The organism is Pseudomonas sp. DR208 (genome assembly GCF_019823005.1).
GTDB classification, from domain to species: Bacteria; Pseudomonadota; Gammaproteobacteria; order Pseudomonadales; family Pseudomonadaceae; genus Aquipseudomonas; species Aquipseudomonas extremorientalis.
The window spans coordinates 2,650,243-2,675,824 of the sequence record NZ_CP081944.1 but is presented as its reverse complement, the minus strand read 5'-3'; the positions used below and the strand labels follow the sequence as shown (position 1 = coordinate 2,675,824).

The window sequence follows — 25,582 nt, the reverse complement described above, 5'->3', positions numbered from 1 at the left end:
GGAGTCAGATGACCAGCATAGACGCTGAATCGTTCAACCGAGCACGTCCGTACAATCCGCCGGTCGGCCCCGTCCCTAAGATCGAGACTTTCTCAAAACGCGGGAGAGTGGGTATGTGTAGAAAAGTCAGGACGGTATCGCTGGCAGTCACCTTGCTGGCCGGGGCCATGATGAACAGCGCCTTCGCCGCTACACCGGCGGTCGCCGTGGCCCCGCAATACGACACCAGCCACGTCTATGTGGCACCGGCCGATGTGGAGCGTTTTACCCAGAGCTTCCTGGCCACATTCGGCGGCAAAAGCACGCCCCAAGTGGTGGTGAACGTGTTGCCGGTGCCCAGCAGCACCACGTCGCAACTGCTGCAGACCCCGGCAGGCACAGTGTCGCTGTTCGGTTTCACCACGCCGATCCCGCACCCGTTCGGCCAGGAGCGCAACGGTTACCTGGTCAAGGACATGGACGTCGCCCTCAAGGCCGCCCGGGAGAACGGCGCGGCGGTGATCGTCAGCGACTTTCCCGACCCGATCGGGCGTGACGCGGTGGTGCAGTGGCCGGGCGGTGTGAACATGCAGCTTTACTGGCACACCAAGACCCCGGATTACGCCGCGTTCCAGACCGTGCCGGAAAACCGCGTGTACCTCAGTGCCGAGCGTGCCGACACCTTTATCAAATCGTTTATCGGCTTCTCCCACGGCAAAGTCCTGGCCGATGACAAACACGCCCCTGGCGTGGATATCGGCCAAGCCAACGGCAACTACCGTCGCGTCGACATCGAATCGCCATTCGGGCGCATGGCGGTGCTGGTCACCAACGGCCAACTGCCCTACCCGTTCGGCCACGAGACCACCGGCTATCAAGTGGCTGACCTGACGGCCACCCTGGGCAAGGCCACCGGCTCCGGCGCGAAAGTGTTAGTGCCTGCGTTCGACAGCAAAGGCCGTCGCAGTGCGTTGGTGGAATTTCCGGGCGGCTACGTCGCGGAGATCCATCAACTCAACGCCGCAAAATGACGCGCCGCACAGGCTGGGGCCTGGCCGTGCTGTGGCCGCTGCTCGTTGGCAGCGTCCACGCCGACGAGCAAGCGACACGCCCGGCCATCAAGGCCAACCGCTGGCAGGAAGACTGGTCGGTTTTGCAGGACCCGGCGCTGCGCACGCAGCCGCTGGACAGCTTGAAGTACATCCCGCTGTCCAGCGCGAACCCCTACACCTACCTGTCCCTGGGCGCGACGTTGCGCGAGCGTTTCGAGATGAACGATGCCAGTGGCTTCGGCGTGCGGGATGTGAAGCGTGATCGCTACCTGATCCAACGCTTCCAGCTCCACGCCGACCTGCATCTGAACGAGCACTGGCGGGTGTTCACCCAATTGGAAGATGTGCGGGCGTACGACAAGACCACGATCGGCGGCGCCGACCAGAATCGCGTCGATCTGCGCTTGGCCTTCGCCGAGTACGTGAATACCTTCAGCAGTGGGACTCTCAAGGCCCGTGTCGGGCGCCAGGATTTTGCCTTCGACCTGCAGCGCTTCATCTCATCGCGGGACGGCCCGAATGTGCGGCAGTCCTTCGATGCGCTGTGGGCCGACTGGGAGACCTCCAACTGGCGTTTTATCGGGATCGCCAGCCAGCCGGTGCAGTATCAGGACGGGCGTCACTTCGACGACAAATCCAACAGCGATGCGCGCTTCCACATGGTCCGTGTGGAGCGACTGGTGGGCGGCAAGAACGAGTTGTCCGCCTACTACGGCGTGTATGAGCGCACCGCCGCCCACTACCTGGACGCCGACGGCGACGAGACCCGCCACCTGTTCGACGCACGCCTGGGCGGCGCGGCCATGGGCTTTGACTGGGACATCGAAGCGATGCTGCAAAGCGGCTCGGTCGGCAACAAGGACATTCGCGCCTGGGCCGGTGGCAGCCGTACCGGCTACACCTTCGACAGCCTGGCCTGGAAGCCGCGCATCGGCCTGCAACTGGACATCGCCTCGGGCGACCGCAAAACCGGGGATGGCAACGTCGGCACCTTCAACCCGCTGTTCCCCAACGGCTACTATTTTTCCCTGGCGGGCTACACCGGCTACAGCAACCTGATTCACGTCAAGCCGTCGATCACGCTCAAGCCGATCGACAGGCTCAGCGTGCAAACCGCCATCGGCCTGCTGTGGCGCCAAACCACCAGCGACGCGGTCTACACCCAGCCCAACCTGCCGGTGGCCGGCACCGCAGGCCAGGGCGATCGCTGGACCGGCGCCTATGCGCAAGTGCGCACCGATTATGTGTTCAGCCCCAACCTCACCGGCGCCGTCGAGGCCGTGCACTACGACGTGGGCCAGACCCTGCGCGATGCCGGCGGTGACGACAGCAATTACCTGGGGGTCGAGCTCAAGTTCAGCTGGTAACCCCAAGCAAGCACACCCGTACAAGCCCTCGAGCCGGTTAACGGCAATAGTGATCCTGCGTTTTATCCCCCCTCGATAAGGAGATGTTCATGAGCACATTCGTCGCCAAAGACGGTACCCAGATCTATTTCAAAGACTGGGGCAGCGGTAAACCCGTGCTGTTCAGCCACGGCTGGCCGCTGGACGCCGACATGTGGGAATACCAGATGGAATACCTGAGCAGCCGCGGCTTTCGCACCATCGCGTTTGACCGCCGTGGGTTCGGCCGCTCGGATCAACCCTGGACCGGCAACGACTACAACACCTTCGCCGACGATATCGCCCAGCTGATCGAACACCTTGACCTCAAGGACGTGACCCTGGTGGGCTTCTCCATGGGCGGTGGCGACGTCGCCCGCTACATCGCACGCCACGGCAGCGCACGCGTGGCCGGCCTGGTACTGCTGGGCGCGGTCACACCGCTGTTCGGCCAGAAACCGGACTACCCGCAGGGCGTGCCGACTGAAGTGTTCGATGGCATCAAGGCCGGCCTGTTGAAAGACCGTGCGCAATTTATCAGCGACTTCAACACGCCGTTCTTCGGCATCAACCAGGGCCAGAAGGTCTCTGAAGGCGTGCTGACCCAGACCCTGCAGGTGGCGATGCTGGCATCCCTCAAGTCGACGGTGGATTGCGTCACCGCGTTCTCCGAAACCGACTTCCGCCCGGACATGACCAAAATCGACGTGCCGACCCTGGTGATCCACGGCGATGGCGACCAGATCGTGCCGTTCGAAACCACCGGCAAAGTGGCGGCCGCCTCGATCAAGGGCGCCGAACTTAAAGTCTACAAGGACGCGCCACACGGCTTCGCCGTGACCCACGCGCAGCAGTTGAACGAAGACCTGCTGACGTTCCTGCAACGCTGAAACGCCTGCACCACCCTCTCCTTATTTTGGCCGGGCTTGCCCGGCCTTTTTTTGCTCAGGAGAAACGCTGGCTCAGGACCAGGCGACCAGGCCCGCTGATCAGCAAGGTGGTGAAGATGATCAACAGCAGCCAACCGAACTGCGCTTCGAACAACGTCCACTCCGGGTGCACCACCAACAAAGCGATCAACAGCACCGCCAGGATCGGCAGGCACGCCAGGCGCACCAGCACCCCGGCGATGATCAGCAGCGGGCACAGCACTTCAGCGAAAATCGCCAGCAACAACGTGATGTTCGCCCCCAGGTGAAACGGGTCTTCGATCAGCTGCAATTGCTCGCTGTAGTTGAGCAACTTGGGCAAGCCATGCACCCACAGCAGGAACAGCGCCCCGCTGATCCGCAGAAACAATAGTCCCAGGTCCTGACGCGTCGATTCGTTCATACGTGCTCTCGGTTGATTGCCACAAACATCGATTGTGTCGACCGAGCCAACTAAGCGCTTGCAAGCCTGTGCTGACCTCACTCCCCCGTGCCGGCAAACGCCGCGACGATCTCCTCGATTACCGCGCGCACCCGTGCGGTGTGGCGCAGATCGGCGTGGGTCACCAGCCACACGTCATACGGCAAGGGCCGCGTGCGCTCCGGCCACAGGCGCACCAGCCCGTCGCGTTCACCGGTGCACACCGGGATTTCACCGATGCCGATGCCGGCAGCGATCGAGCGGCGCACCAGCAGGCTGGAACTCAAGGCAGCAACGATGCGCCCGCGGCCGAGGGGCTCGGAGACCAGGGTCATGTCCTTCTGGCTTTGCAGGTGAGGTTGGTAGACCACCAGGTCATGGCCTTCGAACAGGCTGCCCGGCTCAGGTACGCCGTGACGCTCGAGGTAACCCTGGGACGCAAACAACCCCAGCGGCCAGCGCGCAATACGCCGGGCGATCAGGTCGGGGTTATCCGGGCGCTGGTTGCGCACGGCGATATCGGCTTCGCGCTTGGCCAGGCTGAGGATCTGCGTGGAGGCGTCCAGTTGCACGCGCACGTCGGGGTGTTTGTCGTGCAGGCAGGCGATGGCCGGGATCAGGAAGTCGATGGCCAGGGAGTCGGTGGTACTGACCCGCACAGTGCCGGTCAGGCGGTCATCCAGGCCCTGGATCTGGCGCTCCAGGTCGAGGGCCGAGCGCTCCATTTTCTCCACCGAAAGCAACGCCGCTTCGCCGACCGCCGTGAGCGCGTAGCCTTCGGAGGTGCGCAGGAACAAGGTTGCGTTCAAGGACTTTTCCAAGGCGTTGACGCGGCGCCCCACGGTGGCCTGGTCCACGCCCAGCACCCGTGCGGCGCCGCGCAATGTGGATTCGCGGCACACCGCCAGGAATACCCGTGCATCGTCCCAATTCATGCGGTCTCCCATTGATGCAGATATGCATCATCATTAAGCTAATTCGCTGCATTATTGCATCGAAAAATCCCGATATGCTGACCGCCGCAGAAAAAACTTCAGGACAGCCATCATGCTCGACTCCCACGCACCATCCCGCAGCGCGGTCTGGCTGCCGATCTTTGCCGGCCTGTGTGCCAGCCTGGTCAGTATCGGCCTGGCACGCTTTGCCTACACACCGCTGATCCCCAGCCTGATCCAGGCCCAGTGGTTTTCCGCCAATGACGTGGTCTACCTCGGCGCCGCCAACCTGGTGGGTTACCTGATCGGTGCGCTGATCGGCCGGCCCATCGCCCAGCGCACCTCCAATACGACCGCCCTGCGCATCATGATGGTGGCGGTAACCCTGGCCTTCTTCGCCTGTGCCTTCCCGCTGTCGGTGGTGTGGTTCTTCGCCTGGCGCCTGCTGTCGGGGATTGCCGGCGGCGCGATCATGGTGCTGGTGGCCGCGACCGTATTGCCCCACGTACCGGCCGCACGCCGGGGCCTGGCCAGTGGCGCGATCTTCCTCGGCGTCGGCCTGGGCATTGCCGGCTCCGGCACACTGGTGCCGCCGCTGTTGAGCCTGGGCTTGCAGCAGACGTGGCTGGGCCTGGGCCTGCTGGCGTCGCTGTTGACGGCGGCCAGCTGGTTCGCCTGGCCCGGCGTTACGCTGCATGAAGCAGCGGCCCCAATGGCCACTTCAGCGCGGATGCCGTCCGGCGTGTACCTGCTGTTCGCCCAGTACGCCTTCATGGCCGCAGGCCTGGTGCCGGCGATGGTGTTCCTGGTGGATTACGTGGCCCGTGGCCTGGGTGAGGGTGCGCACATCGGCGCGATGGTCTGGGTGATGTACGGCCTGGGCGCGATTGTGGGGCCGGTAAGCTACGGGTTTCTCGCCGATAAACTCGGAGCACGCCTGAGTATCCGTGTGGTGCTGGTGGTGCAGGCGATTGCCGTCGGTCTGTTGCCGCTGGCCAGTTCTTTCACTGCCCTTGCCGTACTGGCGGTGATCCTCGGTTCGTTCCCGCCAGGCATCGTGCCATTGGCCTTGGCGCGGGTGCATGAATTGCTGCCCAACCATCATCAGCAGCAGGTAGCGTGGAGCCGCGCCACCGTCTCCTTTGCTACCTTCCAGGCACTGTCCGGGTTTGCCTACTCGGCACTGTTCAACAGCAGCGGTGGCCAGCATGCGCTGTTGTTCGTGATTGCCGCTGGCGCCATCGTGGTCGCCCTGGCCCTGGAACTGGGCATGATTGTGCTGAACCGTCGACCGCTCGACACGGTCCCAACCCATACGCTCCCCCTTACAGGATTTGCCAAATGACCCTGCCTACCGACATGACCCTGATTGAAATCACCACGCCCGGCGGCCCCGAGGTGCTCAAGCCGCGCCAGGAACCGGTGCCCTCCCCGGCCCCCGGCGAAATCCTGATCCGCGTGCACGCCGCCGGTGTCAACCGCCCCGACGCCTTGCAACGTGCCGGCAAGTACCCGATGAAACCCGGCTTCAGCCCGATCCCCGGCCTGGAAGTGGCCGGCGAAGTGGTCGCGCTGGGCGAAGGGGTCAGCGAATACGCGATTGGCGACAGGGTCTGTGCCCTGACCAATGGCGGCGGCTACGCCCAATACTGCACGGTGCCCGCCAGCCAGGCGTTGCCGGTTCCCGAAGGCATGGAGTGGATTCAAGCCGCCGCCATCCCGGAAACCTTTTTCACCGTGTGGGCCAACCTGTTCGGCATCGGCGGCGCGCACAAGGGCCAGCGCGTGCTGATCCACGGCGGCACCAGCGGGATCGGCACCACCGCCCTGATGCTGTGCCGCGAGTTCGGTATCCAGGCGTTCGCCACCGCTGGCAGCGAAGAGAAATGTGCGGCCATCCGTGCCCTGGGCGCTGAAGCCATCAATTATCGCGAGCAGGATTTTGCCGAGGTGATCGGGGCTCGAGGTGTCGATGTGATCCTCGACATCATGGGCGGCTCCTACCTCAACAACAACCTCAAGGCCCTGGCCATGGACGGGCGCCTGGTGATGCTGGGCTTCCTCGGCGGCGCCAAGGCCAATGACGTGGACCTGCTGACCATCCTCGGCAAACGCGCCGTCGTCACCGGCTCCTTGCTGCGCGCCCGTACCAAGGACGAGAAAGCCGCCATCGCCGACCAACTGCGCGAGCACGTATGGCCGGTGCTGGCAGCCGGGCGCTGCCTGCCGATGATCGACCAGGTGTTCGATTACACCCAGGCCGATCAGGCGCATGCGCGGATGGAAGGTGGCGATCACATTGGCAAGATTGTGTTGCGGGTGGTTTGATTACCCGGCGAACACCGGGTAGTCGACATAACCCGCTTCGCCTCCCCCATACATCCCTTCCGCCCGCAGCGGGTTCAACGGCCAATCGTTGAAAATCCGCTGCGGCAAGTCCGGATTGGCGATAAACGGCCGCCCGAACGCGATCAGATCCGCCAGCCCCGCTTCAACCAGTGCTGCACCGCGTTCAGCGGTGTAGCGACCGGCATAGATGATCCGCCCGCTGAAGGTGTCGCGTACCGCTCGGCGGAATGATTCGGGCAATACCGGGGCGTTATCCCAGTCGGCTTCGGCAATGGACACATAGGCGATGCCCGACGCTTCCAATACCTTGATCGCTTCAATGTAGGTGTGGTGCGGGTCGTCTTCCACCAGGCCGATGTACACCCGGTCCTGGTCGGTGCCGCTGAACAATGGTGAGAAGCGCACGCCCAGGCGCTCGGGCCCGACCACGGCGGTCACTGCTTCGACGATCTCGCGCAGGAAGCGCAGGCGGTTGTGCAGCGAGCCACCGTACTCGTCGTCACGCTGGTTGGCGTGGGCCGAGATGAACTGGTTGACCAGGTAGCCATTGGCTGAATGGATTTCCACCCCATCAAACCCCGCATCCAGTGCATTGCGCGCTGCCTGGGCGTAGTGCCCGACCAGGTCCTTGACCTCCTGCGTGGTCAACCCACGCGGTACAGGCGGTTGCATCAATTGCCCCTCGCCCGGCGCCGTTTCGATAAAGGCCTTGGCCTGAATTGCCTGGATAGCAGAAGGTGCGACCGGTGCGGCACCCTCAGGCTGCAACGCGCTGTGGGACACCCGACCGACATGCCACAGCTGGGCGAAGATCACCCCGCCTTCGGCATGCACCGCCTCGGTGACCTTGCGCCAGCCGTCGATCTGCGCCGGCGTATAAATGCCCGGCGTCCACGCGTAACCCTGGCCACGCGGTTCAATCTGCGTGCCCTCACTGACCATGAAGCCGGCACTGGCGCGCTGGCGGTAATACTCGGCCATCAAGTCAGTGGCGATATCGCCCGGCTGGGCGCTGCGCTGGCGCGTCAACGGTGGCAGCACAATACGGTTGTTCAGTGTGTGGTGACCCAGTTTCACCGGGGTACTTAAAACGGTCATCTCATTCTTCCAGATTACGAGCGCGCGAAAGCATTGGCGACTTATTCAAGTCGCCAATGCATCAAGCGGTTTATTGAGTCAGGCAGTGAGTTTCAGCAGGGCCTTGGCGACATCGCTGGAACTGCCGGGGTTTTGCCCGGTGACGAGCAAGCCATCGGTAATGACAAAGGACTGCCAGTCAGCGCCTTTCTCATACAGGCCACCCAGCTTCTTGAACTCGTCTTCCACCAGGAACGGCACTACATCGGTCAATTCAACGGCGGCTTCTTCCGAGTTGGAGAAACCGGTGACACGCCGGCCCTTGACCAACGGCTCGCCGTTGACCGCCTTGACATGACGCAAGGCACCCGGTGCATGGCAGACAAAGCCGATCGGCTTGCCGGCACGCTCGAAGGACTCGATCAACGCGATGGAAACCGGCGATTCCGCCAGGTCCCACAGCGGGCCGTGGCCGCCTGGGTAGAACACGGTGTCGAAGGCATCGGCGTTGACCGAATCCAGCTTCAGCGTGGTCGCCAGGGCCTGTTGCGCGGCCGGGTCGGCGGCGAAGCGGCGGGTCTGGTCGGTCTGGAAGTCCGGCTGATCGCTCACCGGATCCAACGGCGGCTGGCCGCCGGCCGGGGATGCCAGCACCACCTCGGCGCCGGCGTCCTTGAACGCGTAATAAGGTGCGGCAAATTCTTCGAGCCAGAAGCCGGTCTTGCGGCCGGTGTTGCCCAACTGATCGTGAGAGGTCAATACCATCAATACTTTCATTGTCGAGTGCCTCGGGATGACTGTGGGTTGAAGCTTAGGAGCCTGGGCGTTGCCTCACAACGTCATATCCGCAAGGTTTTCGGACATTGCTCGACGGCAGTTGCCGTTTCTCGCCCAGCCGCCGACAATCGCGTCTCCCCTGCCCCCTGGAGAAACACGATGCACAGCGTTGCGCTGCTGGTCTACCCGAATTTCGAATGCCTGAGCCTCAGCGTGGGCTCGGTGTTCGAGTGCGCGAACCTGTTGCGCGGCGAGCCGGCCTATGCGTTTCACCTGGTCTCGGAGACCGGCGGCGCGGTGATGACATCCCAGGGCTTTTCGGTGAACACCACGCCCATTCGAGCCGAGGGCTATGACACCTTGATCGTCGGCGGCTACATGGAGTTTCGCCTGCCGGAAGCCAACCTGCTGGAACAGGTCAAGGCCGCCTCTGCCCAGTCGCGGCGCGTCGCCTCATTGTGCATGGGCATCTTCGTGCTGGCCGAAGCCGGCCTGCTGGAAGGCAAGCGCACCACCACCCACTGGATTCACGCGCCGGCCTTTCGCAAGCGCTACCCGCACATCCAGCTGGAAGAAGACAAGTTGTTCGTGGTGGACGGCCAAGTGTGGACCGGTGCCGGCATGAGCGCCGGGGTGGACCTGGCATTGGCCATGGTGGAAAACGACCTGGGCAGCGACCTCGCCCGGCGCATTGCGCGCAAACTGGTGATTGCCCAACGTCGCGGCAGTGAACAATCGCAACTGTCGGCGCTGTTGGAGCTGGACCCCAAGTCAGACCGCGTGCAACTGGCCCTGGCCTACGCCCGTGAGAACCTGACCCACGACCTCACGGTGGAGACCTTGGCCGATGTCGCCCGGCTGAGCCCGCGCCAGTTCAGCCGGGTGTTCCGTGAGGAAACCGGGCAGACACCGGCCAAAGCCATCGAAGCCCTGCGCGTGGAAGCCGCCCGGGCACTGATGGAAACCAGCCGTCACCCGGTGGAGGTGGTGGCCCGCGAAACCGGCTTTGGCGACCGCGAGCGCATGCGCCAGGCGTTCCTGAGGGCGTTCGGGCAGCCGCCGGCGGTGATGCAACAGGCCTTTAATGCAGGGCCGCCCGCGTAATCAGGTAACTGACCAACTGCGGGTCATCCTCCAGCTCTATCGTCTGTACCGGGCGCGGCAGGTTATCCAGCACCGTGCGCCAGAACGCCTGGGACACTTCGTCCTGGTCATAGAACCGCACCAGCCAATTGGCCTGGCCGCTGCACAGCACCTGGTTGGCGATGGCGCGGCCGATGCCTTTGCGGCGATAGCGCTTGAGGATGAACAGATCGGCCAGCTCCAGGGCATCGAAGCCTGGCAATTCGCTGCCTTCGATCAGCAGGAAGCCGGCAATGTAGCCATCCACCAGCAGCAGGTTGGCGCTCCATTGCGGGTCTTGCCAGTAGCGGGCCAGGTGTTCGTCATGGATGTAGAAACGGCCGTCCGCCTCCACATCTTCCTGTTCCCAGTCGGACGACTCATAGGCGTAGTACTGGTAGAGATTACGGATCAGCTCGGCGGCTTCGGGGCCGGTCTGGATCAATTCGACGGTGACTTCGGGCATGGGGCTCTCGGTGAAAAAACGCAGGGCGCCATTGTTCACAAAACGCGAGGAGAGGCCAACCTTTCTACTTGCTGAACCGATTGCAAATAGGTGTTGCCTCGCCCGAAACCTTGAAACATTTCGAATAAACTTCGTGAAATTTGCCTCTGCTCTTCAAGGACACCTATTTTGACCAACATGTGTACCGCCGGCCTGGATGTGGGTTTTGCCTCCCTCGATTACCTACAGATCTTCATCCTTGGCGTGATCCAGGGCATTACCGAACTGCTGCCGGTGTCGTCCACCGCCCACATGCGCGTGGTGCCCGCCCTGCTCGGCTGGCAAGACCCCGGCTCGGCGTTTTCCGCGGCCATGCAACTGGCGGCGCTGGCAGCGGTGGTCAGTTACTTCTGGCGCGATGTGCGCCAGGTCACCACCGGCAGCATCGGCGCGGTGCGTCGGGGTGACTACAACGACCGTTGGTTCAAGCTGGCGGTGGCGATTGTGCTGGCGACCCTTCCCATCGGGATTGCCGGCCTGGCGTTGTCGTCGACCTTGAATGCCTGCAACTCACCGCTGCGTGGGCTGATGGTGATCGGCATTTCCTGCGTGGTGATGGCGGTGCTGCTGGCTGTGGCGGAAGTACGCGCACGCCACACCCGTGAAGTGAGCGAAATGCGCCTGCGCGATGCGTTGATCGTCGGGATCGCGCAAATTGGCGCGTTGATTCCGGGGGTATCGCGGTCCGGCTCTACGCTGACCGCTGCGTTGTTTCTCAATTTCAAGCGTGAGGAAGCTGCACGCTTCTCCTTCCTGCTGGGCCTGCCGGCCATCGCCCTCGCCGGGCTGAAGGAGTTGTGGGTGTTGCTGCACGCCGACATGCCGGCCCATGCCTGGCCGCATCTGCTGTTTGGTCTGGTGGTGGCGAGCGTCTCGGCGTTCTTTGCGATCTGGGGCCTGATGAAGTTCCTGGAGCGGTTCTCCACCTGGCCGTTCGTGATCTACCGCGCGCTGTTGGGGGTGTTCCTGATTGTAGCGGTCAGCACTGGGTGGCTGAGCTGATCTGACATTAATCTGAAACCAGCATTAATCCAATGTGGGAGGGGGCAAGCCCTCTCCCACCTTTGTACCGTATTGCCTTACAGACTGCCGGTTCGGTCGGCCAGTTCTTCCAGCAGGTCGGCCGAGGGCACGAAAAACAGGCCGCCGGTGACCGCCGTGCTGAAATCCAGCAGACGGTCATAATTGCCCACCGGACGGCCGACGAACATGTTTTCCAGCATCAATTCCAGGGGATGCGGCGAGCGTGCATAGCCGATGAAGTAGGTGCCGAACTCCCCGGCACCTGGCCGGCCAAAGGGCATGTTATCGCGCAGGATCTTCACTTCTTCACCGTGTTCGTCGGTGATGACGGTCAAGGCGCTGTGGGAGTTGCTCGGCTTGGCTTCTTCGTCCAACTCGATATCCGACAACTTGGTGCGCCCGATCACTTTCTCCTGGGCCTCCACCGTCAAGCCATTCCACGCCGTCATGTTGTGCAGGTACTTCTGCACCAGCACGTAGCTGCCGCCACGGAATTCGCTGTCTTCGTCGCCGACGATGGTGAAGCCCTCGGCCTTGCGCCCTACCGGGTTCTCGGTACCGTCGACAAAGCCGATGATGCTGCGCATGTCGAAATAGCGGAAACCCTGGACCTCATCCACCACCTTCACGCTGTCGCCCAGGGCCGCCATGAGATGGGTGGCCAGTTCGAAGCACAGGTCCATCTGTTCGGCGCGGATATGCAGCAGGATATCCCCCGGTGTCGACACGGCCATGCGCCCCTCCACGCCGAACTCGCGGAACGGGTGCAGCGCCGCCGGGCGTGGCGCGCCGAACAGGCGGTCCCAGGCATCCGAGCCAAACCCGCAGACGCAGGTCAGGTTGCCGGCCGGCACGCGCTTGCCCACCGAGCGCACCAGCCCGGCAATGTCGGCGCACCAGGCGCGTACCGTGTCCTCGCTGCCGGGGGTGACAGCGGCGACCATGAAAATCGCGCTGCTGGTGATCGGGTGGCACACGGACTGCGGTTCCAGGGGCGGCTGAACGGAGGATGGGGTCATGGTGAAAGTCCAGGCTAAAGGGCGAGATTGAACCCGCGCAGATTAGCAGATCACTTCTGACAACTGCGCCACACCTCACGAATGAGCGCCTGCATCTTCAGCGCTTCGGACCAGCGATCGCTGATTTCGCACCCGTCCGCGCCGGTGATCGCATAAGGCGGCGGGCCGAGTTCGCAGGTAAAGGACAGGCTCTGCGGCGTCTGCGGACGCGCCAGCCAGTCTTCGATCCCGTAGCGCCACCACTCGGTAAAGCGCCGGACCCAGGCTTGGTGCTGGGGAAACGCCAACGAGACTTGCACCTGCTCGCTGCTGGCTACCCGACCGTGGAAACCCCAGCTGTGGCGCAGGATGCTGCGTATCTGCGCATCGTCCTCGGCGGCGCCCGGCTCCGGCAGTTCGCGCCCGACCACGTAGTGGGACAGGTCGGCCAGCAGCTTCAAGTCGGGCATCTGTGCCAGCAGGTCAAGGGTGAACAGCAGATCATTGGTGAGGCGATAACGGTGGGTTTCCAGCAGCACCGGAAACTCCACCTGTTCGGCCAAGCGCTGCCAGCCTTCGACCAATCGCGCCGCTTCGCTTTGCGTGCGTGGGCGCACGTCGGCTTGCAGGGTGAGGTGGTGGCAGCCATAGCCACTGATCACCTCCAGCGCGGCGGCCAGGTCATCCACCGACTGCGGGAACAGCTGGCCTTCGATCTGCAAGCCTTGCGACGTGGCGGCGGCGTGCAGGCGGGCGACATCGGCGGGCTTGAAGTAATGATCGGTAATGCCGTCGAACCCGGCGGCCTTGATGCGCTCGAGTTGAGCCTCGAGTGGGCCGGGTTCGGTCTGCATGGCCCACAGGGATTGGAACACCAGGAATTGGCGCATATCAGCCTCGCAGCAGGTGTTTGAGGGACAGCTCGGGGTTGGCCAGGCTGGCAGGATCGAGTGAGCGTCGCGCGCTGATCAGGCGTTCGCAGAGCTTGATGTCCTTGGCCATGCTGTTGCCTGGCGCCCATCCGCACGCGCCTTGCAACTGGTGATCGGCATCGAGATGGAACAGCAATATGCCGCCGCCCGGCAATGGGCGGCTGACCGTCGAGGGCGTGAGCACGCCGACGGTCTGCAAGCCCCAGTCGTACTGGTCGGACCAGAACCCGGGAAGCGCCTCGAACGGCACATCGCGGCCCAGCAGGTTCAATGCCGCATGCCGGCCCTGGACCTCGGCGTTGCGCCAGGTTTCCTGGCGCTGATAGAGGCCATCCAGGCGAAACTCACACACGTCACCGGCGGCATAAATATCCGGCGCGCTGGTGCGCAGGTGCGTATCCACGCGTATGCCCTGCCCCACGTCCAACCCCGCTGCGGCGGCCAATTCGATATTGGGTTGCATGCCGATGCCGACCACCACCAGGTCGCAGGGCAAGCGTTGCCCGTCCACCAGCAGCACGGCGTCGGCCTGGATCGATTCCAAGGCCACATTCAGGCGAACGTCGACCCCGTGCTGGCGATGCAGGGCCAGCAGCGCCTCAGAGATAACGGCCGGCAACACCCGGCCCGCCAATCGCGGCCCGGCTTCGAGCAGGGTGACCTCACAGCCAAGGCCACGTGCCGTGGCCGCCACTTCCAGGCCAATAAAGCCGCCACCGACCACCACCAACCGCGTGCCGGGCTTCAGCGCATCGCGCAGGGCCAGCGCTTCATCGTGGGTACGCAGGTAGAGCACGTTGGCCTGCTCCTGAGGCAACCGGCGCGCCCGCCCCCCGATGGCCAGCAGCAGGCCGGCGTACCGCAGCCATTGGCCATCGGCCAGTTGCAGGCGATGCTGTTGCGGCTGCAACTGCGTCACCGGGTTAGCGGCGATATGCTCAATGCCCAACTCGGCCAGTCGCGCGCTGTCGCACAGGCTGCAGCCGGCCAGGTCCGCCGTGCCCTGCAACACGCCTTTGGACAGCGGCGGCCGCTCGTAGGGCAAGTGCGGCTCATCGCCAATCAGGATCAGCCGCCCGGTGTAGCCTTCTTCACGCAAGGTCAGCGCCGCACGGCCGCCGGCATGGCCGGCGCCGACGATGATCAAGGGATCGTGCATGATCAGGCCGTGACAGCGAGCAACACCCGCCCCGCTTCGACCCGCACCGGGTAGGTCTTGAGGTTGACGCACACCGGCGCGCCGAGGGCCTTGCCGGTGCGGTAATCGAAGCGCCCATTGTGCTTGGGGCACTCGATCACGTGGTCCATCACCAGGCCATCGGCCAGGTGGATTTTCTCGTGGGTGCACAGCCCGGCGGTGGCGAAGAATTCATTCTCGGCCGAGCGATACACCGCATAGGTGTGCGGCCCATGGTCGAAGCGCAGCACGTCTTCTTCGTCTATTTCGCCCACGGCGCAGACGTCGATCCATTGATCGTTCATGGCGTTTTTCTCTTGTTCTTGGGTGGGGTTCAACCGGCAGCGGTTTCTGCATGCACCGGCGCATGGGCAGCCGGAGGCGTATTCGGGTGAATCGGGCGCTGGACGAAATAGGTGGGGTCGCTGCGCTGCTTGCAGATGGTCGGCAGGATCTCCTTGAATGCCTCGAACAGGTTGGCGTACGGCGGCGGGCAGTCGCTGCGGATTTCGTCGTGCAGTTGCGCGAGGGCGTGGTACGGCACCATCGGGTACATGTGGTGTTCGAGGTGGTAGTTCATGTCCATGTAGATAAAGCGCAGCACGCGGTTCATGTAAATGGTGCGGCAGTTGCTGCGGTGGTCGAGTACATCTTCGGCCAGGCCGACATGCTGCGTGAGGCCAAACAGATAGCCGAGCCACGCGCCATAAATACTCGGCAGGCCCACCAGCATCAGCGGCAACCAGCTATGCAGGTACAACGCGGTGCCGATCACCACGGCATAAATGCCGACCCAGATACGCGCGGCACGGAACACCTTGGGCCATTCGGATTCGGGGATGAAGTCCGCTTCCTGGGCACTCATCTTGCCCATGGCATGGCGCGCCACGCCGCTGAAGGTTTTCCAGGCCAGGGGCAGGTTGAACAGGCTCAGGCACATCATCCAGAAGCTCGGCGGACGCGGTTCGACGATCTCCGGGTCACGGCCGACCACGATGGTGTCGGTATGGTGCCGGGCATGGCTCCAGCGCCACACGTGGGGTTCGAAGATGCACATGAAGCTGGCGACCTGATACAGCACATCGTTCATCCAGCGGGTCTTGAAGGCGGTGCCGTGGCCGGTTTCGTGCCAGCGCGGGTTGGACGCAGTGCCATACAGCACGCCATAGGCCAGGAAGAACGGCACGCAGGCCCAGGTGCCCCAGAACCAGTAGCCGCCAAAACCGCTGGCAAACAGTGCGATCACCCAGATCGCGGTGTCGAGCAGTGCCGGGCCGTCACGGCGTTGCATCAGTTCTTTCATGCGTTTACGCGAGATCGGCGATTGGTACCAACTGGCCGAGACCAGGCCTTTTTCAGCGGCGCGGGCGGCTTCGGGGCCGGTGAGGCTGTAGTCGCGGCGGCCGATAGGAGCGGTGTGTTCAGGCATTGTTATTGTTCTCCACAAGCGGGTGGTTTCTGGTGCTGTGTGAAACCCACCTTAGAGAACGGGTTATTCACCCTCAAGGCCTTGAATCCATTCCCTATCAAGCTATCATCCAGGCCCAGCCGGGCTTGATAGTTTTCTATCAAGACGCTCAAGGGGCCAGTCATGAACAACAACAAACGCCCAACCATCGCCAGCGTGGCCGCCCATGCCGGGCTGAGTGTGGCCACGGTCGACCGCGTATTGAATGCGCGGGCACCGGTCAATCCCGAGACTGCCGAGCAGGTATTCCAGGCGGCCGAAGCCGTGGGGTATTTTGCGGCGCGGCTGATCGGCCAGCGCATTCGCGAGCGTCGGCCGACCTATCGCTTCGGCATCCTGTTGCTGGCCACCGCCCAGGCGTTCTATGCCAGCCTGGCGCAGGCCATCAGTACCGCCGCGGAGCAGCATGCCAACGCCAACCTGACGTGCCAGTTCGAGTACATCGTGGACCGCTCGCCCAACGCCATCGTCGCGCAGATCGAACAGTTGGCCGTGCAGTGCGATGGCCTGGCGGTGGTCAGTTTTGCCCATCCGTCGATCAACGCCTGCCTGGCGCAAATCCGCGCAGCCGGCGTGCCCGTGGTCGCCCTGCTCTCGGATATCCACGAACAGGCGGAGGAACCCTACGTAGGCCAGGACAATCATGTGGTCGGCCGCACCATGGGCTGGCTGCTCGCCCGCACCTGCGGCACGCGCAAAGGCAGCGTGGGTATCCTGCTCGGCGGCCACCGTTTCCTCGGCCACCAGGCACGGGTCGAAGGCCTGCACAGCTACCTGGCCGAGCATGCGCCGGGGCTCAAACCGCTGGAGCCGTTGATCAATCTGGACAACTGCGACATTACCGAAGAAGCCACCCTCGACCTGATCAGCCGCCACAGCGACCTGCGCGGCCTATGCGTGGTGGGCGGCGGCGGCGATGGCATCATCAGCGCCCTGGCGCAGTTGCCCAGGCGGCCGGCGTTGTGCTGCATCCTGCAGGAGTCCACCGAGCTGTCGCGCCAGGCGCTGCGCCAGGGTTTGATCGATGTGGTGATGGACTCGCAGCCGGGGCAGACGGCGACGGCGTTGGTGCAGTTGATGGTGGAGTTGCAGACTGCCGAAGGGTTCGATCCGGTGCGGCAGCGGGTGTATATACCGCCGCAGATTGTGACGTCGGAGAACCTCTAGCGGGCGCATCGACGAGGAAGCCAAGGCTGAACGCCTACGCCAAACTTGGGAGGCGCTGGCTTTCTGTGGCGAGCGGGCTTGCCACAGGGGTTCTCGTTTGCCGTGCGTCAGCGCTGCTTAAATCTCAGGCGCGACGAAAATCGCTGGCACTCAGCCCGAACCGGCTCATTTTGTTGTACAGCCCGCCCCGCGACACGTTCAGTTGCCGGGCGGCCAGGCGGATGTTGCCGCCGGTGTTCTTGAGTGCGGCGACGATGGCGTGCATTTCGTGGCTGCTCAGGTCCTGGGCGGGTTGCGGCTCATAGGCGCGCAGCGGAGTGTGCTGCCTGGTTTCCATCGGCAGATCGGCAGGCTGAATCAGCTCGCCCATCGCCAGGTTGGTCGCCCGCTCAATACTGTTTTCCAACTCCCGCACATTGCCCGGCCAGCCATAGGCCGACAGCAATGCCATCGCCTCCGGCGAAAAGCCCTGCACCGACTTGCGCAACGAGCGTGCACAGCGGGCCAGGAAGTGCCGCGCCAGCAGCGGAATGTCTTCGCGGCGCATGCGCAGGGGCGGCACGGTGAGGTTCAGGACGTTGAGACGGTAGTAGAGGTCTTCGCGAAACGCGCCTTGCGCCACGGCCTGGCTGAGGTTGCGGTGGGTGGCGGCAATGATGCGCACGTCCACTTGTCGCGAGTTCTTCGCGCCCACCCGGGTGATTTCACCCTCCTGCAACACCCGCAACAGGCTGACCTGGGCATCGAAGGACATGTCGCCGATCTCATCCAGAAAGATGGTGCCGCCATCCGCCAGTTCGAACTTGCCCGCCGAACCGCCACGGGTGGCGCCGGTGAACGCGCCCTCGACATGGCCGAACAGTTCGCTTTGCACCAGGTCACGGGGGATCGCCCCGCAGTTGACCGCCACGAAGGGGCCTTTGTGGCGGTCGCTGCCGTTGTGGATGGCCTGGGCGAACAGCTCTTTGCCGGTGCCACTTTCGCCGAGGATCAGCGTGGTGGAGTCGCTGCGACTGGCGATACGCCCCAGGTGCAGGGCGTCCTGGATGGCTCGGGAGTTGCCCTGGATGGTTTCAAATGTGTAGCTGGCCCGGGTGCCGATCAGGCGCCGGGTGATTTCGCGGATGCGGCGGTTTTCACGCAGCGACACGATCACCCCGCCCTGCTCCAGCGGGCACACCGACACCAGGCAGGCGAGTTGGCCTCGGTTAGCCAAGTGGAAGGTGCAATCGAGGTCGCGCACGGGCTCGCCAAGGACGTCGCTCAACTCGCTACGGCCCAGCTGCTGGAACGGCCGCCCGATCAGCTCCAGCCCTACGCCGAACAACTGCCGGGCATAACGGTTGAGCGCCTTGATGCAACCGCGCTCGTCCAGTACCACCAGGCCTTCGTTGAGGACTTCGAGCACCGCTTGCTGCTCCTCCAGCAACACCTGCAGCGCCATTTGCCGCGACACCGCCTCGGCGGCCGCCTGCACCGTACCGAGGGTATGGAAGTGAAACCAGCCAGGCTCGGCGGTGAGGGTCAGCATCGCCACAGTGTGGCCCTGGGCATTCCTGATCGGCGCGGCGGCGCAGTGCATGCGGCGCTGGCGCAGGCCGATGCCGAAGTTTTCCTCGGCCAGCACGTACACCAGGCGGTCTTCGGCCAGGGCCAGGCCGGTGCAGTTGGTGCCTTGCACCGACTCGAGCAGGCGGCTGCCGACCGGAGTGATGTCCAGGCCACAGAAATACAGGGTAGTGCCATCGGCATCGGTGAGGTTGATATGGCCGCGCGGGTTGTAGGCCAGCAAGCCGTGCATGACTTGCGCGGCAGCGGCGATCAGCACGCGGTGGGTGGTCAGGGTGGCGGTCAGCGTGTCGGCTGCGACAAAGCGGTACGCGTTGTCGGCTGGATCGATGCCCGCCTCGACGCTGCGCCGCCACGAATCCCAGATCACTTGGCGCACGGACGCCGGCCGGTCGACCTGGCCGGCCAGGCAATCGCGCCAGGCCTGCTCCAGCGCGGCCACCGGGCCGTCATTCAGCGCGGCAGGCCCCAGGGTCGTCAGGTAGTCGAGGTCTTGCACACTGAAGGCCATGCTCATTGGGTGATATCCATGTTCATGTTTTTGACATGTCAGTATAGGCATGTCATCAGAATGAACACTTATTGTTTGTAGATATTAATTAACCCTTATTAATCAATAAGTTGAAAACTGGCACACGCCTTGCTCCCCCCCCCTTGCCCATCAGGACTGTCCTGAGGCCAATAACAACAAGGGGTCATTGCATGAGTACACAAAACATCCGCCTGGGTTTGATCGGTGCCGGTCGCATGGGCAGCTTCCACGGCCTGACCGCCGCGCGGCACATCCCGGGTGCCAGCCTGGCAGCGATTGCCGACCCGACGCCAGGCCAGGCCGCCCGCCTCGCCGCCGAACTGGGGGTGAGCAAGGTCTACACCGACCCTCAGCAGTTGCTCGACGACCCGGCTATCGACGGCGTGATCATCGCCGCCCCGGCCCGCAGCCATGCCGAACTGGTGATCAGCGCCGCCCGCGCCGGCAAGGGCATCTTCTGCGAAAAACCCATGGCCATCACCCTCGATGAGGCCGACCGCGCCATCGCCGCTGCCGCCGATGCGCGAGTGCCGTTGCAGGTGGGCTTCAACCGGCGTTTCGCCAAGAGCTTTCGCACCGCGCACCTCGACGTCGCCGCCGGCCGCATCGGCACGCCGCAGTTGCTGCGCTCGCTGACCCGCGACCCGGCGCTGAACAACCCGGCCAACTCGCCGCAATGGGTGATTTTCCTCGAAACCCTTATCCACGACTTCGACACCCTGCGCTACCTCAACCCCGGTGCCGAGGCCGAGCAGGTGTATGTGATGGCCGACGCACTGATCGCTCCGCAATTCAAAAGCAAAGGCTTCCTCGACACCGCCGTGGTCGCGATCCGCTTCGACAACGGCGCCATCGCCACCGCCGAAGCCAACTTCCAGGCCGTGTACGGCTACGATGTGCGCGGCGAAGTGTTCGGCAGCGCCGGTATGCTGAGCATGGGCAGTCTCAACGACAGCGACCTGGTGCGCTACCTGGCCCAGGGCATCCAGGCCGACACCCAGCGCCTGGACACCGACCTGTTGCGCGACGCCTACATTGCCGAGCTCAACCACTTTGTCGACTGCCTGCGCAGCGGTGCCAAGCCGATGGCCAGCGGCGAGGATGCGCGCGCGGCCCTGGCGATTGCCCGTGCGTGCATCGAGTCGTTCGAAACCGGCAAGGCGGTGGCGGTATGAGCCCGTTCAAGCTGGCGGTCAGCGCCGAGATGGTGTTTCTCGACCTGCCGTTTGTCGAGCGTGTAAAGCGCATTCACGCACTGGGGTTCAGCGCCGAAATCTGGAACTGGACAGACAAGGACATCACCGCCCTGGCCGCCACCGGCGCCGATTTCACCTCCATGACCGGCTACATCAGCGGCACCCTCACCGACCCCGATGGCATCCGCCAGTTACTCGACAGCGCCCGCGAATCCTTAGGGGTAGCCGCACACCTGAATTGCCCCAGCCTCAACCTGCACGGCACCGGCCTGGGTGAAGGCGGCCTGCCCGTTCAACCGGTGAGCCTGGCCACCGGGCGCATGTGGCTGAGCGCCTGCAAGACCCTGGAAAAAATCGCCCGCCTGGGGGAAGACGCCGGCCGTGTGTTCCTGCTGGAAAACCTCAACACCGAAGTCGACCACCCCGGTACGCCATTCGCCCGCGCCGACGATACCCTGGCGCTGATCGAGGCCGTGGGCAGCCCGTACCTGAAGATGAATTTGGACCTGTACCACGCGCAGATCGGCGAAGGAAATTTGATCGAACTGATCCAGCGCGCTGGCAGCGCCATCGGTGAAATCCAAGTGGCCGATGTACCAGGTCGCAAGGAGCCTGGCACCGGTGAAATCCACTACCCGGCCATTGCCAAAGCCTTGCACGCCATAGGCTACAGCGGCGTGGTCGGCCTGGAAGGCTGGGCCAGCGGCGACAGCAAGATGGCCCTGGAGCGTTTCCGCCAGGCGTTCACCCTATAACAATAAAAGGATCACCCTTATGAATCGCTATTCGTTGTTTGCTGCCACCTTGTTGCTGCTGTTCAGCCAATGGACCTACGCGGCTTATCGCATCGGCGTGAGCATTGCCCGGGTCGACGACAACTTCATGACGTACGTGCGCACCGGCCTGGAAGCGGCCGCCAAGCAGCAGGATGTGCAGATCCAGTTCGAAGACGCCCAGGGCGACGTGGTGCGTCAGCTTAATCAGGTCGAGGGCTTCCTCAACCAGAAGGTCGACGCGGTGATCGTACTGCCGGTGGACACCGCCGCCACCGCCAACATGACCCGCGCCGCCGTCTCCGCCAAGACACCGCTGGTGTACGTCAACCGCCACCCGGACGAGCGTACCCTGCCCAAAGGCGTGGTCACCGTGGCCTCCAACGACATCGAGGCCGGCCAGTTGCAGATGCGCTACCTGGCGGAAAAACTCGGTGGCAAGGGCAACGTGGTGATCATCATGGGCGACCTCGCACAGAACGCTACCCACGACCGCACCGAGGGCGTCAAACAGGTGCTCAAGGAGTTTCCCGGTATCAAGGTGGTCGAGCAGCAAAGCGCCGAATGGCAACGCAGTAAAGGCATGGACCTGACCAGCAACTGGCTGCTGGCGGGCACGCCGTTCGATGCCATCGTGGCCAACAACGATGAAATGGCGATTGGCGCGGCCATGGCTTTGCAGCAGGCGGGAAAAACCAAGGGTGAAGTGGCGATTGTGGGTATCGATGGCTTGCCCGATGGGCTGGCAGCGATCAAGCGGGGGTTGCTGACGGCGTCGGTATTCCAGGACCCGAAGGCCCAGGCGACCCAGGCCGTGCAGGCGGCGGTGCGAATGATCAAGGGCGAGGCGATTGAGCCGCAGGTCTGGGTGCCGTTCGAACTGATCAAGCCCGAGCAGGTGGCGGTGTTCGAGCAGCGCTACAAATAACTGGAGTGTGGTGATCCAAATATGGGAGGGAGCAAGCTCCCTCCCATATTTTTAGTCCAAGTCGCGAGCGCTATGGCGTTCGGCCAACTGCTCATGGGGCTCGCCGGACACCCGGTTGACCCGCCGCCCACGCTGCACCGCCGGCCGCGCTTCAATCGCGTCCGCCCAGCGCAGCACATGCTGGTACTCATGCACCGAGAGGAACTCCGCCGCGCCATACAAACGGCCTTTGACCAGCCCGCCATACCAGGGCCAGATGGCGATATCGGCGATGGTGTACTCATCACCCGCGATGTATTCGCTCACTGCCAGGCGCTGGTCGAGCACATCGAGCTGACGCTTGGTCTCCATGGCAAAGCGGTTGATCGCATATTCCATCTTGCTCGGCGCATACGCATAGAAGTGGCCGAAACCACCGCCCAGGTAGGGCGCGCTGCCCATCTGCCAGAACAACCACGACAGGCATTCGGCGCGGGCGGCGGGTTCGGTGGGCAAGAACGCGCCGAACTTCTCTGCCAGGTATTGCAGGATCGCTCCCGACTCGAACACCCGAATCGGCGTGGCGCCGCTGCGGTCCAGCAGTGCCGGGATCTTGGAGTTGGGGTTCACCCCCACGAAGCCGCTGCCGAACTGGTCGCCGTCACCGATCTTGATCAGCCAGGCATCGTACTCCGCACCGCTGTGCCCGAGGGCCAACAGCTCTTCCAGCAGGATCGTGACCTTCTGCCCGTTGGGCGTGGCCAGGGAGTACAACTGCAGTGGATGCTTGCCCACCGGCAATTCTTTTTCATGGGTCGCGCCGGCCACCGGGCGGTTGATGCTGGCGAAAGTGCCGCCATTCTCGGTGTCCCAGGTCCACACTTTCGGGGGTACGTAATCGGTCATGCTTACTGCTCCAAATGTGCTTGCGTTCAACGAAGCGCTCCAGACTAAACCAAAGGTCGATGGCTCGTCACACCGTGAATGCGGCCAATCTCCAGGCTGACGTCAAAGATGCAGCGGTGCACCCACGGCGTCATTGCCCGGCACCGTTACCCGCAGCGCAATCAACAAGGCGGCCAATAGCATCAACACACCGGCGCCGAGAAACACCCCGCTGATGCCACTGAGACTGAACATCGCGCCCCCACCGGCCGCGCCCGCCGCAATAGCCGACTGCACGGACGCCACCACCATGCCGCCGGCACTTTCAGCTTGATCCGGCACGCTGCGCGCCACCCAGTTCGACCACGCCACCGGCACCCCGCCAAACGCCATGCCCCACAGCGCCAGCAGCAACGCCTGGCCTGGCAGCGAGGCCGGCAGCAACACCAGGGCCAGCGCCGCGACGCCCACCAACACCGGCATCAGCACCAAGGTGCCGCGGGGATAACGCACCAGCATCCAACCGGCCAACAGCGTGCCGACGAAGTTGGCCGCACCGAAGCCCAGCAGCATCAAGGCCAGCCCTTCAGTGCCCACGCCCGTGGTGCTTTCGAGGAACGGCCGGATGTAGGTGAACAGCGCAAAGTGCCCGGTGTGCACGAGCACGCAGCCCAACATGCCGATGGCGATGCCCGGGCGCAGCAGCACATCCAGCACCGTGCGCAAGCGTGCGCTGCCCGTGGGGGCCAACGGTGGCAACGTGAACAGCTGGAACGCCAGCGTCACCCCGCCGACCGCTGCCGCCGCCACAAATGCACTGCGCCAGCCATACAGGCCGCCCAGGTAGCTGCCCAACGGCACGGCAACCACCGTGCCCACGGCAATGCCACTGAAGATGATCGACAGCGCACGGGGCAGCAGCGCCGCCGGCACCAGCCGCATTGCTACCGCCGCCGCCATGCTCCAGAAGCCGCCCAGGGCAACACCCAGCAGGATGCGCATCAACAGCAGCACCGCCAGGCTGGAAGAAAACGCCACCAACAGGTTGGACGCAATCATCAGCAGGGAAAAACCCAGCAGCACCACGCGCCGGTCGATCCCACGCGTGAGGCCCGGTACCAGCAACCCGGCGAACAACGCCACCACGGCGGTCACGGTCACGGCTTGGCCGGCCAGCGCTTCAGACACGCCAAGGTCCAGCGCCATCGGCGTCAGCAGGCTGGCCGGCAGGTATTCGGCCGTCAACAAGCCGAACACCCCCATGGCCAGGGAAAACACCGCCATCCAGGCGGGCGCATCGGGCGCCACCTGGGCAGGGCGAGCGGTTTGGGCTACATAATCATTCATCACACGACATCCTCGGTCATTAGCACGACGGCCAGTCTAGGTTTGCCAATTCGGATGATCTATGATGCAAACCCTTGAGTTTTTGACCGAAACCCCGAAGATGACCGCAGCGGCGCCCTTCAACCTGTCCTCCGACCTTATCGACGAACTGCTGCGCGGCATGCGCCTGAGCGGGGTGCAGTACCGACGCATCCAGGCCGGACCGAGCTTCGGCATGGGCTTTGAGGCCAAACCCGGACACGCCTACTTCCACTTCCTGGCCGCAGGGACGGCCACCCTGCGAACCGACGACGGGGGCCTGTTTGAGTTATCGGCGGGCAATGCGGTGTTCATCTCCCACGGCGGCGCCCATGCGCTGTCCTCCGATGCGGACAGGGCTGTGCAGGACATCGATGGCTTTGGCGCGACTGCGTTGGGCGATACCGTCTGCGCCGTGGATGCGTCCCCCGATACGCCCCCCTGCACCTTGCTGTTCAGCGCCTGCATGGCGTTCGAGCTTGGCAGTATCCAGGGGCTCGGCAGCCTGATGCCGGCCTTGATGCTGATCGATGCCCAGGGCCAGCGTTACCCTGGCTTGATGCCGATTTTGGCGGTGATGGAACGTGAAGTCAGCGCGGCTCGTGTCGGCTATTCCGGCATCCTCGCGCGCCTGGCCGATGTGGTCGCCGCCATGATCGTGCGGGGCTGGGTGGAATGTGCCTGCGGTAATGCATCAGGATTGGTGGCGGCGCTACGCGACACGCGACTGGCCGGTGCCCTGCTCGTCCTGCATCAGGACCCGGGCCGCGATTGGAGCGTGGCCGAATTGGCGGCGCATTGTCATGCTTCCCGTTCGGTGTTCGCCGAGCGCTTCCAGGCCACCCTGGGCATCCCGCCCCTGCGCTACGTGACGGAGTTGCGAATGCGCCTGGCCAGCCAATGGCTGACCCTGGAGCGATTGCCTATCGAAGAAGTGGCGCTGCGCCTGGGCTATACCTCCCAGGCGGCGTTCAGCCGTGCATTCAAGCGCATTACCGGCCAGCCACCGGGGGCCAGCCGGCAGAACATCAGGCGTCCTGCCTGAATGACCGCAGCCTG

25 protein-coding genes are annotated in these 25,582 nt (G+C 63.8%); 12 read left to right on the top strand and 13 right to left on the bottom strand.

Features of this window, described 5'->3' with window-relative positions; genetic code table 11:
• The first annotated feature begins 113 nt into the window (after positions 1–113).
• The 3 genes from K5K89_RS12115 to K5K89_RS12105 all read left to right on the top strand — a co-directional run bounded on the left by K5K89_RS12115 (position 114) and on the right by K5K89_RS12105 (position 3,306).
• The gene (locus K5K89_RS12115; RefSeq protein ID WP_222541487.1) at positions 114–1,010 is read left to right on the top strand and encodes a VOC family protein; all 897 of its coding nucleotides are present in this window, start codon (positions 114–116) and stop codon (positions 1,008–1,010) included.
• Entirely contained in the window at positions 1,007–2,398 is a 1,392-nt protein-coding gene (locus tag K5K89_RS12110; RefSeq protein ID WP_222541486.1) for an alginate export family protein, read from the top strand. The genes K5K89_RS12115 and K5K89_RS12110 overlap by 4 nt, the downstream gene beginning before the upstream one ends.
• 89 nt (positions 2,399–2,487) lie before the next feature.
• Positions 2,488–3,306, top strand: a complete 819-nt coding sequence (locus tag K5K89_RS12105) for an alpha/beta fold hydrolase (RefSeq protein WP_071488264.1) — start codon at positions 2,488–2,490, stop codon at positions 3,304–3,306.
• 55 nt (positions 3,307–3,361) lie between these two features.
• Here the strand turns inward: K5K89_RS12105 and K5K89_RS12100 are convergent, their stop codons facing one another.
• Complete coding sequence (locus K5K89_RS12100) at positions 3,362–3,748, bottom strand: DoxX family protein (RefSeq protein WP_222541485.1); 387 nt, start codon at positions 3,746–3,748, stop codon at positions 3,362–3,364.
• A gap of 77 nt (positions 3,749–3,825) precedes the next feature.
• The gene (locus K5K89_RS12095) at positions 3,826–4,701 is read right to left on the bottom strand and encodes a LysR family transcriptional regulator (RefSeq protein WP_222541484.1); all 876 of its coding nucleotides are present in this window, start codon (positions 4,699–4,701) and stop codon (positions 3,826–3,828) included.
• Positions 4,702–4,813: 112 nt separating this feature from the next.
• Between K5K89_RS12095 and K5K89_RS12090 the strand changes: the two genes are divergently transcribed.
• Positions 4,814–6,046, top strand: a complete 1,233-nt coding sequence (locus K5K89_RS12090; protein WP_222541483.1) for a YbfB/YjiJ family MFS transporter — start codon at positions 4,814–4,816, stop codon at positions 6,044–6,046.
• Positions 6,043–7,029 carry an NAD(P)H-quinone oxidoreductase gene (locus tag K5K89_RS12085; protein WP_071488260.1) on the top strand — a complete coding sequence of 329 codons (987 nt, stop codon included), beginning with the start codon at positions 6,043–6,045 and terminating at the stop codon, positions 7,027–7,029. The genes K5K89_RS12090 and K5K89_RS12085 overlap by 4 nt, the downstream gene beginning before the upstream one ends.
• On the opposite strand, the gene K5K89_RS12080 is transcribed toward K5K89_RS12085, so the two are convergent.
• Positions 7,030–8,148: an alkene reductase gene (locus K5K89_RS12080; protein WP_222541482.1), complete on the bottom strand. Its 1,119-nt coding sequence runs from the start codon at positions 8,146–8,148 to the stop codon at positions 7,030–7,032.
• A gap of 78 nt (positions 8,149–8,226) precedes the next feature.
• On the bottom strand, positions 8,227–8,904 hold the full coding sequence (locus K5K89_RS12075; protein ID WP_071488258.1) for a type 1 glutamine amidotransferase domain-containing protein: 678 nt from the start codon (positions 8,902–8,904) through the stop codon (positions 8,227–8,229).
• A gap of 159 nt (positions 8,905–9,063) precedes the next feature.
• Here K5K89_RS12075 and K5K89_RS12070 point away from each other — a divergent pair, with 159 nt between their 5' ends.
• On the top strand, positions 9,064–10,008 hold the full coding sequence (locus K5K89_RS12070) for a GlxA family transcriptional regulator (protein ID WP_071488257.1): 945 nt from the start codon (positions 9,064–9,066) through the stop codon (positions 10,006–10,008).
• Here the strand turns inward: K5K89_RS12070 and K5K89_RS12065 are convergent.
• Complete coding sequence (locus K5K89_RS12065) at positions 9,986–10,492, bottom strand: GNAT family N-acetyltransferase (RefSeq protein ID WP_222541481.1); 507 nt, start codon at positions 10,490–10,492, stop codon at positions 9,986–9,988. The genes K5K89_RS12070 and K5K89_RS12065 overlap by 23 nt on opposite strands.
• Positions 10,493–10,660: 168 nt before the next feature.
• On the opposite strand from K5K89_RS12065, the gene K5K89_RS12060 reads away from it, so the two are divergent.
• Positions 10,661–11,533, top strand: a complete 873-nt coding sequence (locus tag K5K89_RS12060; RefSeq protein ID WP_092245958.1) for an undecaprenyl-diphosphate phosphatase — start codon at positions 10,661–10,663, stop codon at positions 11,531–11,533.
• Positions 11,534–11,610: 77 nt separating this feature from the next.
• On the opposite strand, the gene K5K89_RS12055 is transcribed toward K5K89_RS12060, so the two are convergent.
• From K5K89_RS12055 to K5K89_RS12035, 5 genes are read right to left on the bottom strand one after another with little or no spacing between them, the layout of a single operon-like run.
• Entirely contained in the window at positions 11,611–12,573 is a 963-nt protein-coding gene (locus K5K89_RS12055; RefSeq protein WP_222541480.1) for a Dyp-type peroxidase, read from the bottom strand.
• Between the two features lie 50 nt (positions 12,574–12,623).
• On the bottom strand, positions 12,624–13,442 hold the full coding sequence (locus tag K5K89_RS12050; RefSeq protein ID WP_222541479.1) for a sugar phosphate isomerase/epimerase family protein: 819 nt from the start codon (positions 13,440–13,442) through the stop codon (positions 12,624–12,626).
• A gap of 1 nt (position 13,443) precedes the next feature.
• Positions 13,444–14,643: an NAD(P)/FAD-dependent oxidoreductase gene (locus K5K89_RS12045; protein ID WP_222541478.1), complete on the bottom strand. Its 1,200-nt coding sequence runs from the start codon at positions 14,641–14,643 to the stop codon at positions 13,444–13,446.
• A gap of 2 nt (positions 14,644–14,645) precedes the next feature.
• Positions 14,646–14,966 (bottom strand): MocE family 2Fe-2S type ferredoxin, encoded by a 321-nt coding sequence (locus K5K89_RS12040; protein ID WP_058426960.1) that lies wholly within the window; start codon positions 14,964–14,966, stop codon positions 14,646–14,648.
• Positions 14,967–14,995: 29 nt separating this feature from the next.
• Entirely contained in the window at positions 14,996–16,090 is a 1,095-nt protein-coding gene (locus K5K89_RS12035; RefSeq protein WP_222541477.1) for a fatty acid desaturase family protein, read from the bottom strand.
• Positions 16,091–16,252: 162 nt separating this feature from the next.
• Here K5K89_RS12035 and K5K89_RS12030 point away from each other — a divergent pair, with 162 nt between their 5' ends.
• A complete protein-coding gene (locus tag K5K89_RS12030; RefSeq protein WP_222541476.1) occupies positions 16,253–17,296 on the top strand; it encodes a LacI family DNA-binding transcriptional regulator in 1,044 nt (347 codons plus the stop codon).
• 124 nt (positions 17,297–17,420) lie between these two features.
• Here K5K89_RS12030 and K5K89_RS12025 read toward each other — a convergent pair whose 3' ends face one another.
• Positions 17,421–19,382, bottom strand: coding sequence for a sigma-54 interaction domain-containing protein (locus K5K89_RS12025; protein ID WP_071489130.1), 1,962 nt, complete (start codon positions 19,380–19,382; stop codon positions 17,421–17,423).
• Positions 19,383–19,567: 185 nt separating this feature from the next.
• On the opposite strand from K5K89_RS12025, the gene K5K89_RS12020 reads away from it, so the two are divergent.
• Genes K5K89_RS12020 through K5K89_RS12010 form a run of 3 tightly spaced genes read left to right on the top strand, consistent with a single transcriptional unit; the run spans position 19,568 to position 22,294 of the window.
• Positions 19,568–20,572, top strand: coding sequence for a Gfo/Idh/MocA family oxidoreductase (locus K5K89_RS12020; protein WP_071489129.1), 1,005 nt, complete (start codon positions 19,568–19,570; stop codon positions 20,570–20,572).
• Positions 20,569–21,348, top strand: a complete 780-nt coding sequence (locus tag K5K89_RS12015; RefSeq protein ID WP_222541475.1) for a TIM barrel protein — start codon at positions 20,569–20,571, stop codon at positions 21,346–21,348. Before K5K89_RS12020 ends, K5K89_RS12015 begins: the two co-directional genes overlap by 4 nt.
• Before the next feature lie 19 nt (positions 21,349–21,367).
• Positions 21,368–22,294 carry a sugar ABC transporter substrate-binding protein gene (locus K5K89_RS12010; RefSeq protein WP_222541474.1) on the top strand — a complete coding sequence of 309 codons (927 nt, stop codon included), beginning with the start codon at positions 21,368–21,370 and terminating at the stop codon, positions 22,292–22,294.
• A 51-nt stretch (positions 22,295–22,345) separates the two neighbouring features.
• Here K5K89_RS12010 and yghU read toward each other — a convergent pair whose 3' ends face one another.
• On the bottom strand, positions 22,346–23,179 hold the full coding sequence (gene yghU, locus K5K89_RS12005; protein WP_092245986.1) for a glutathione-dependent disulfide-bond oxidoreductase: 834 nt from the start codon (positions 23,177–23,179) through the stop codon (positions 22,346–22,348).
• A 102-nt stretch (positions 23,180–23,281) separates the two neighbouring features.
• Positions 23,282–24,505 (bottom strand): MFS transporter, encoded by a 1,224-nt coding sequence (locus tag K5K89_RS12000; RefSeq protein ID WP_222541473.1) that lies wholly within the window; start codon positions 24,503–24,505, stop codon positions 23,282–23,284.
• 64 nt (positions 24,506–24,569) lie between these two features.
• Between K5K89_RS12000 and K5K89_RS11995 the strand changes: the two genes are divergently transcribed.
• Positions 24,570–25,568 carry an AraC family transcriptional regulator gene (locus tag K5K89_RS11995; protein ID WP_222541701.1) on the top strand — a complete coding sequence of 333 codons (999 nt, stop codon included), beginning with the start codon at positions 24,570–24,572 and terminating at the stop codon, positions 25,566–25,568.
• Positions 25,569–25,582 lie beyond the last annotated feature (14 nt).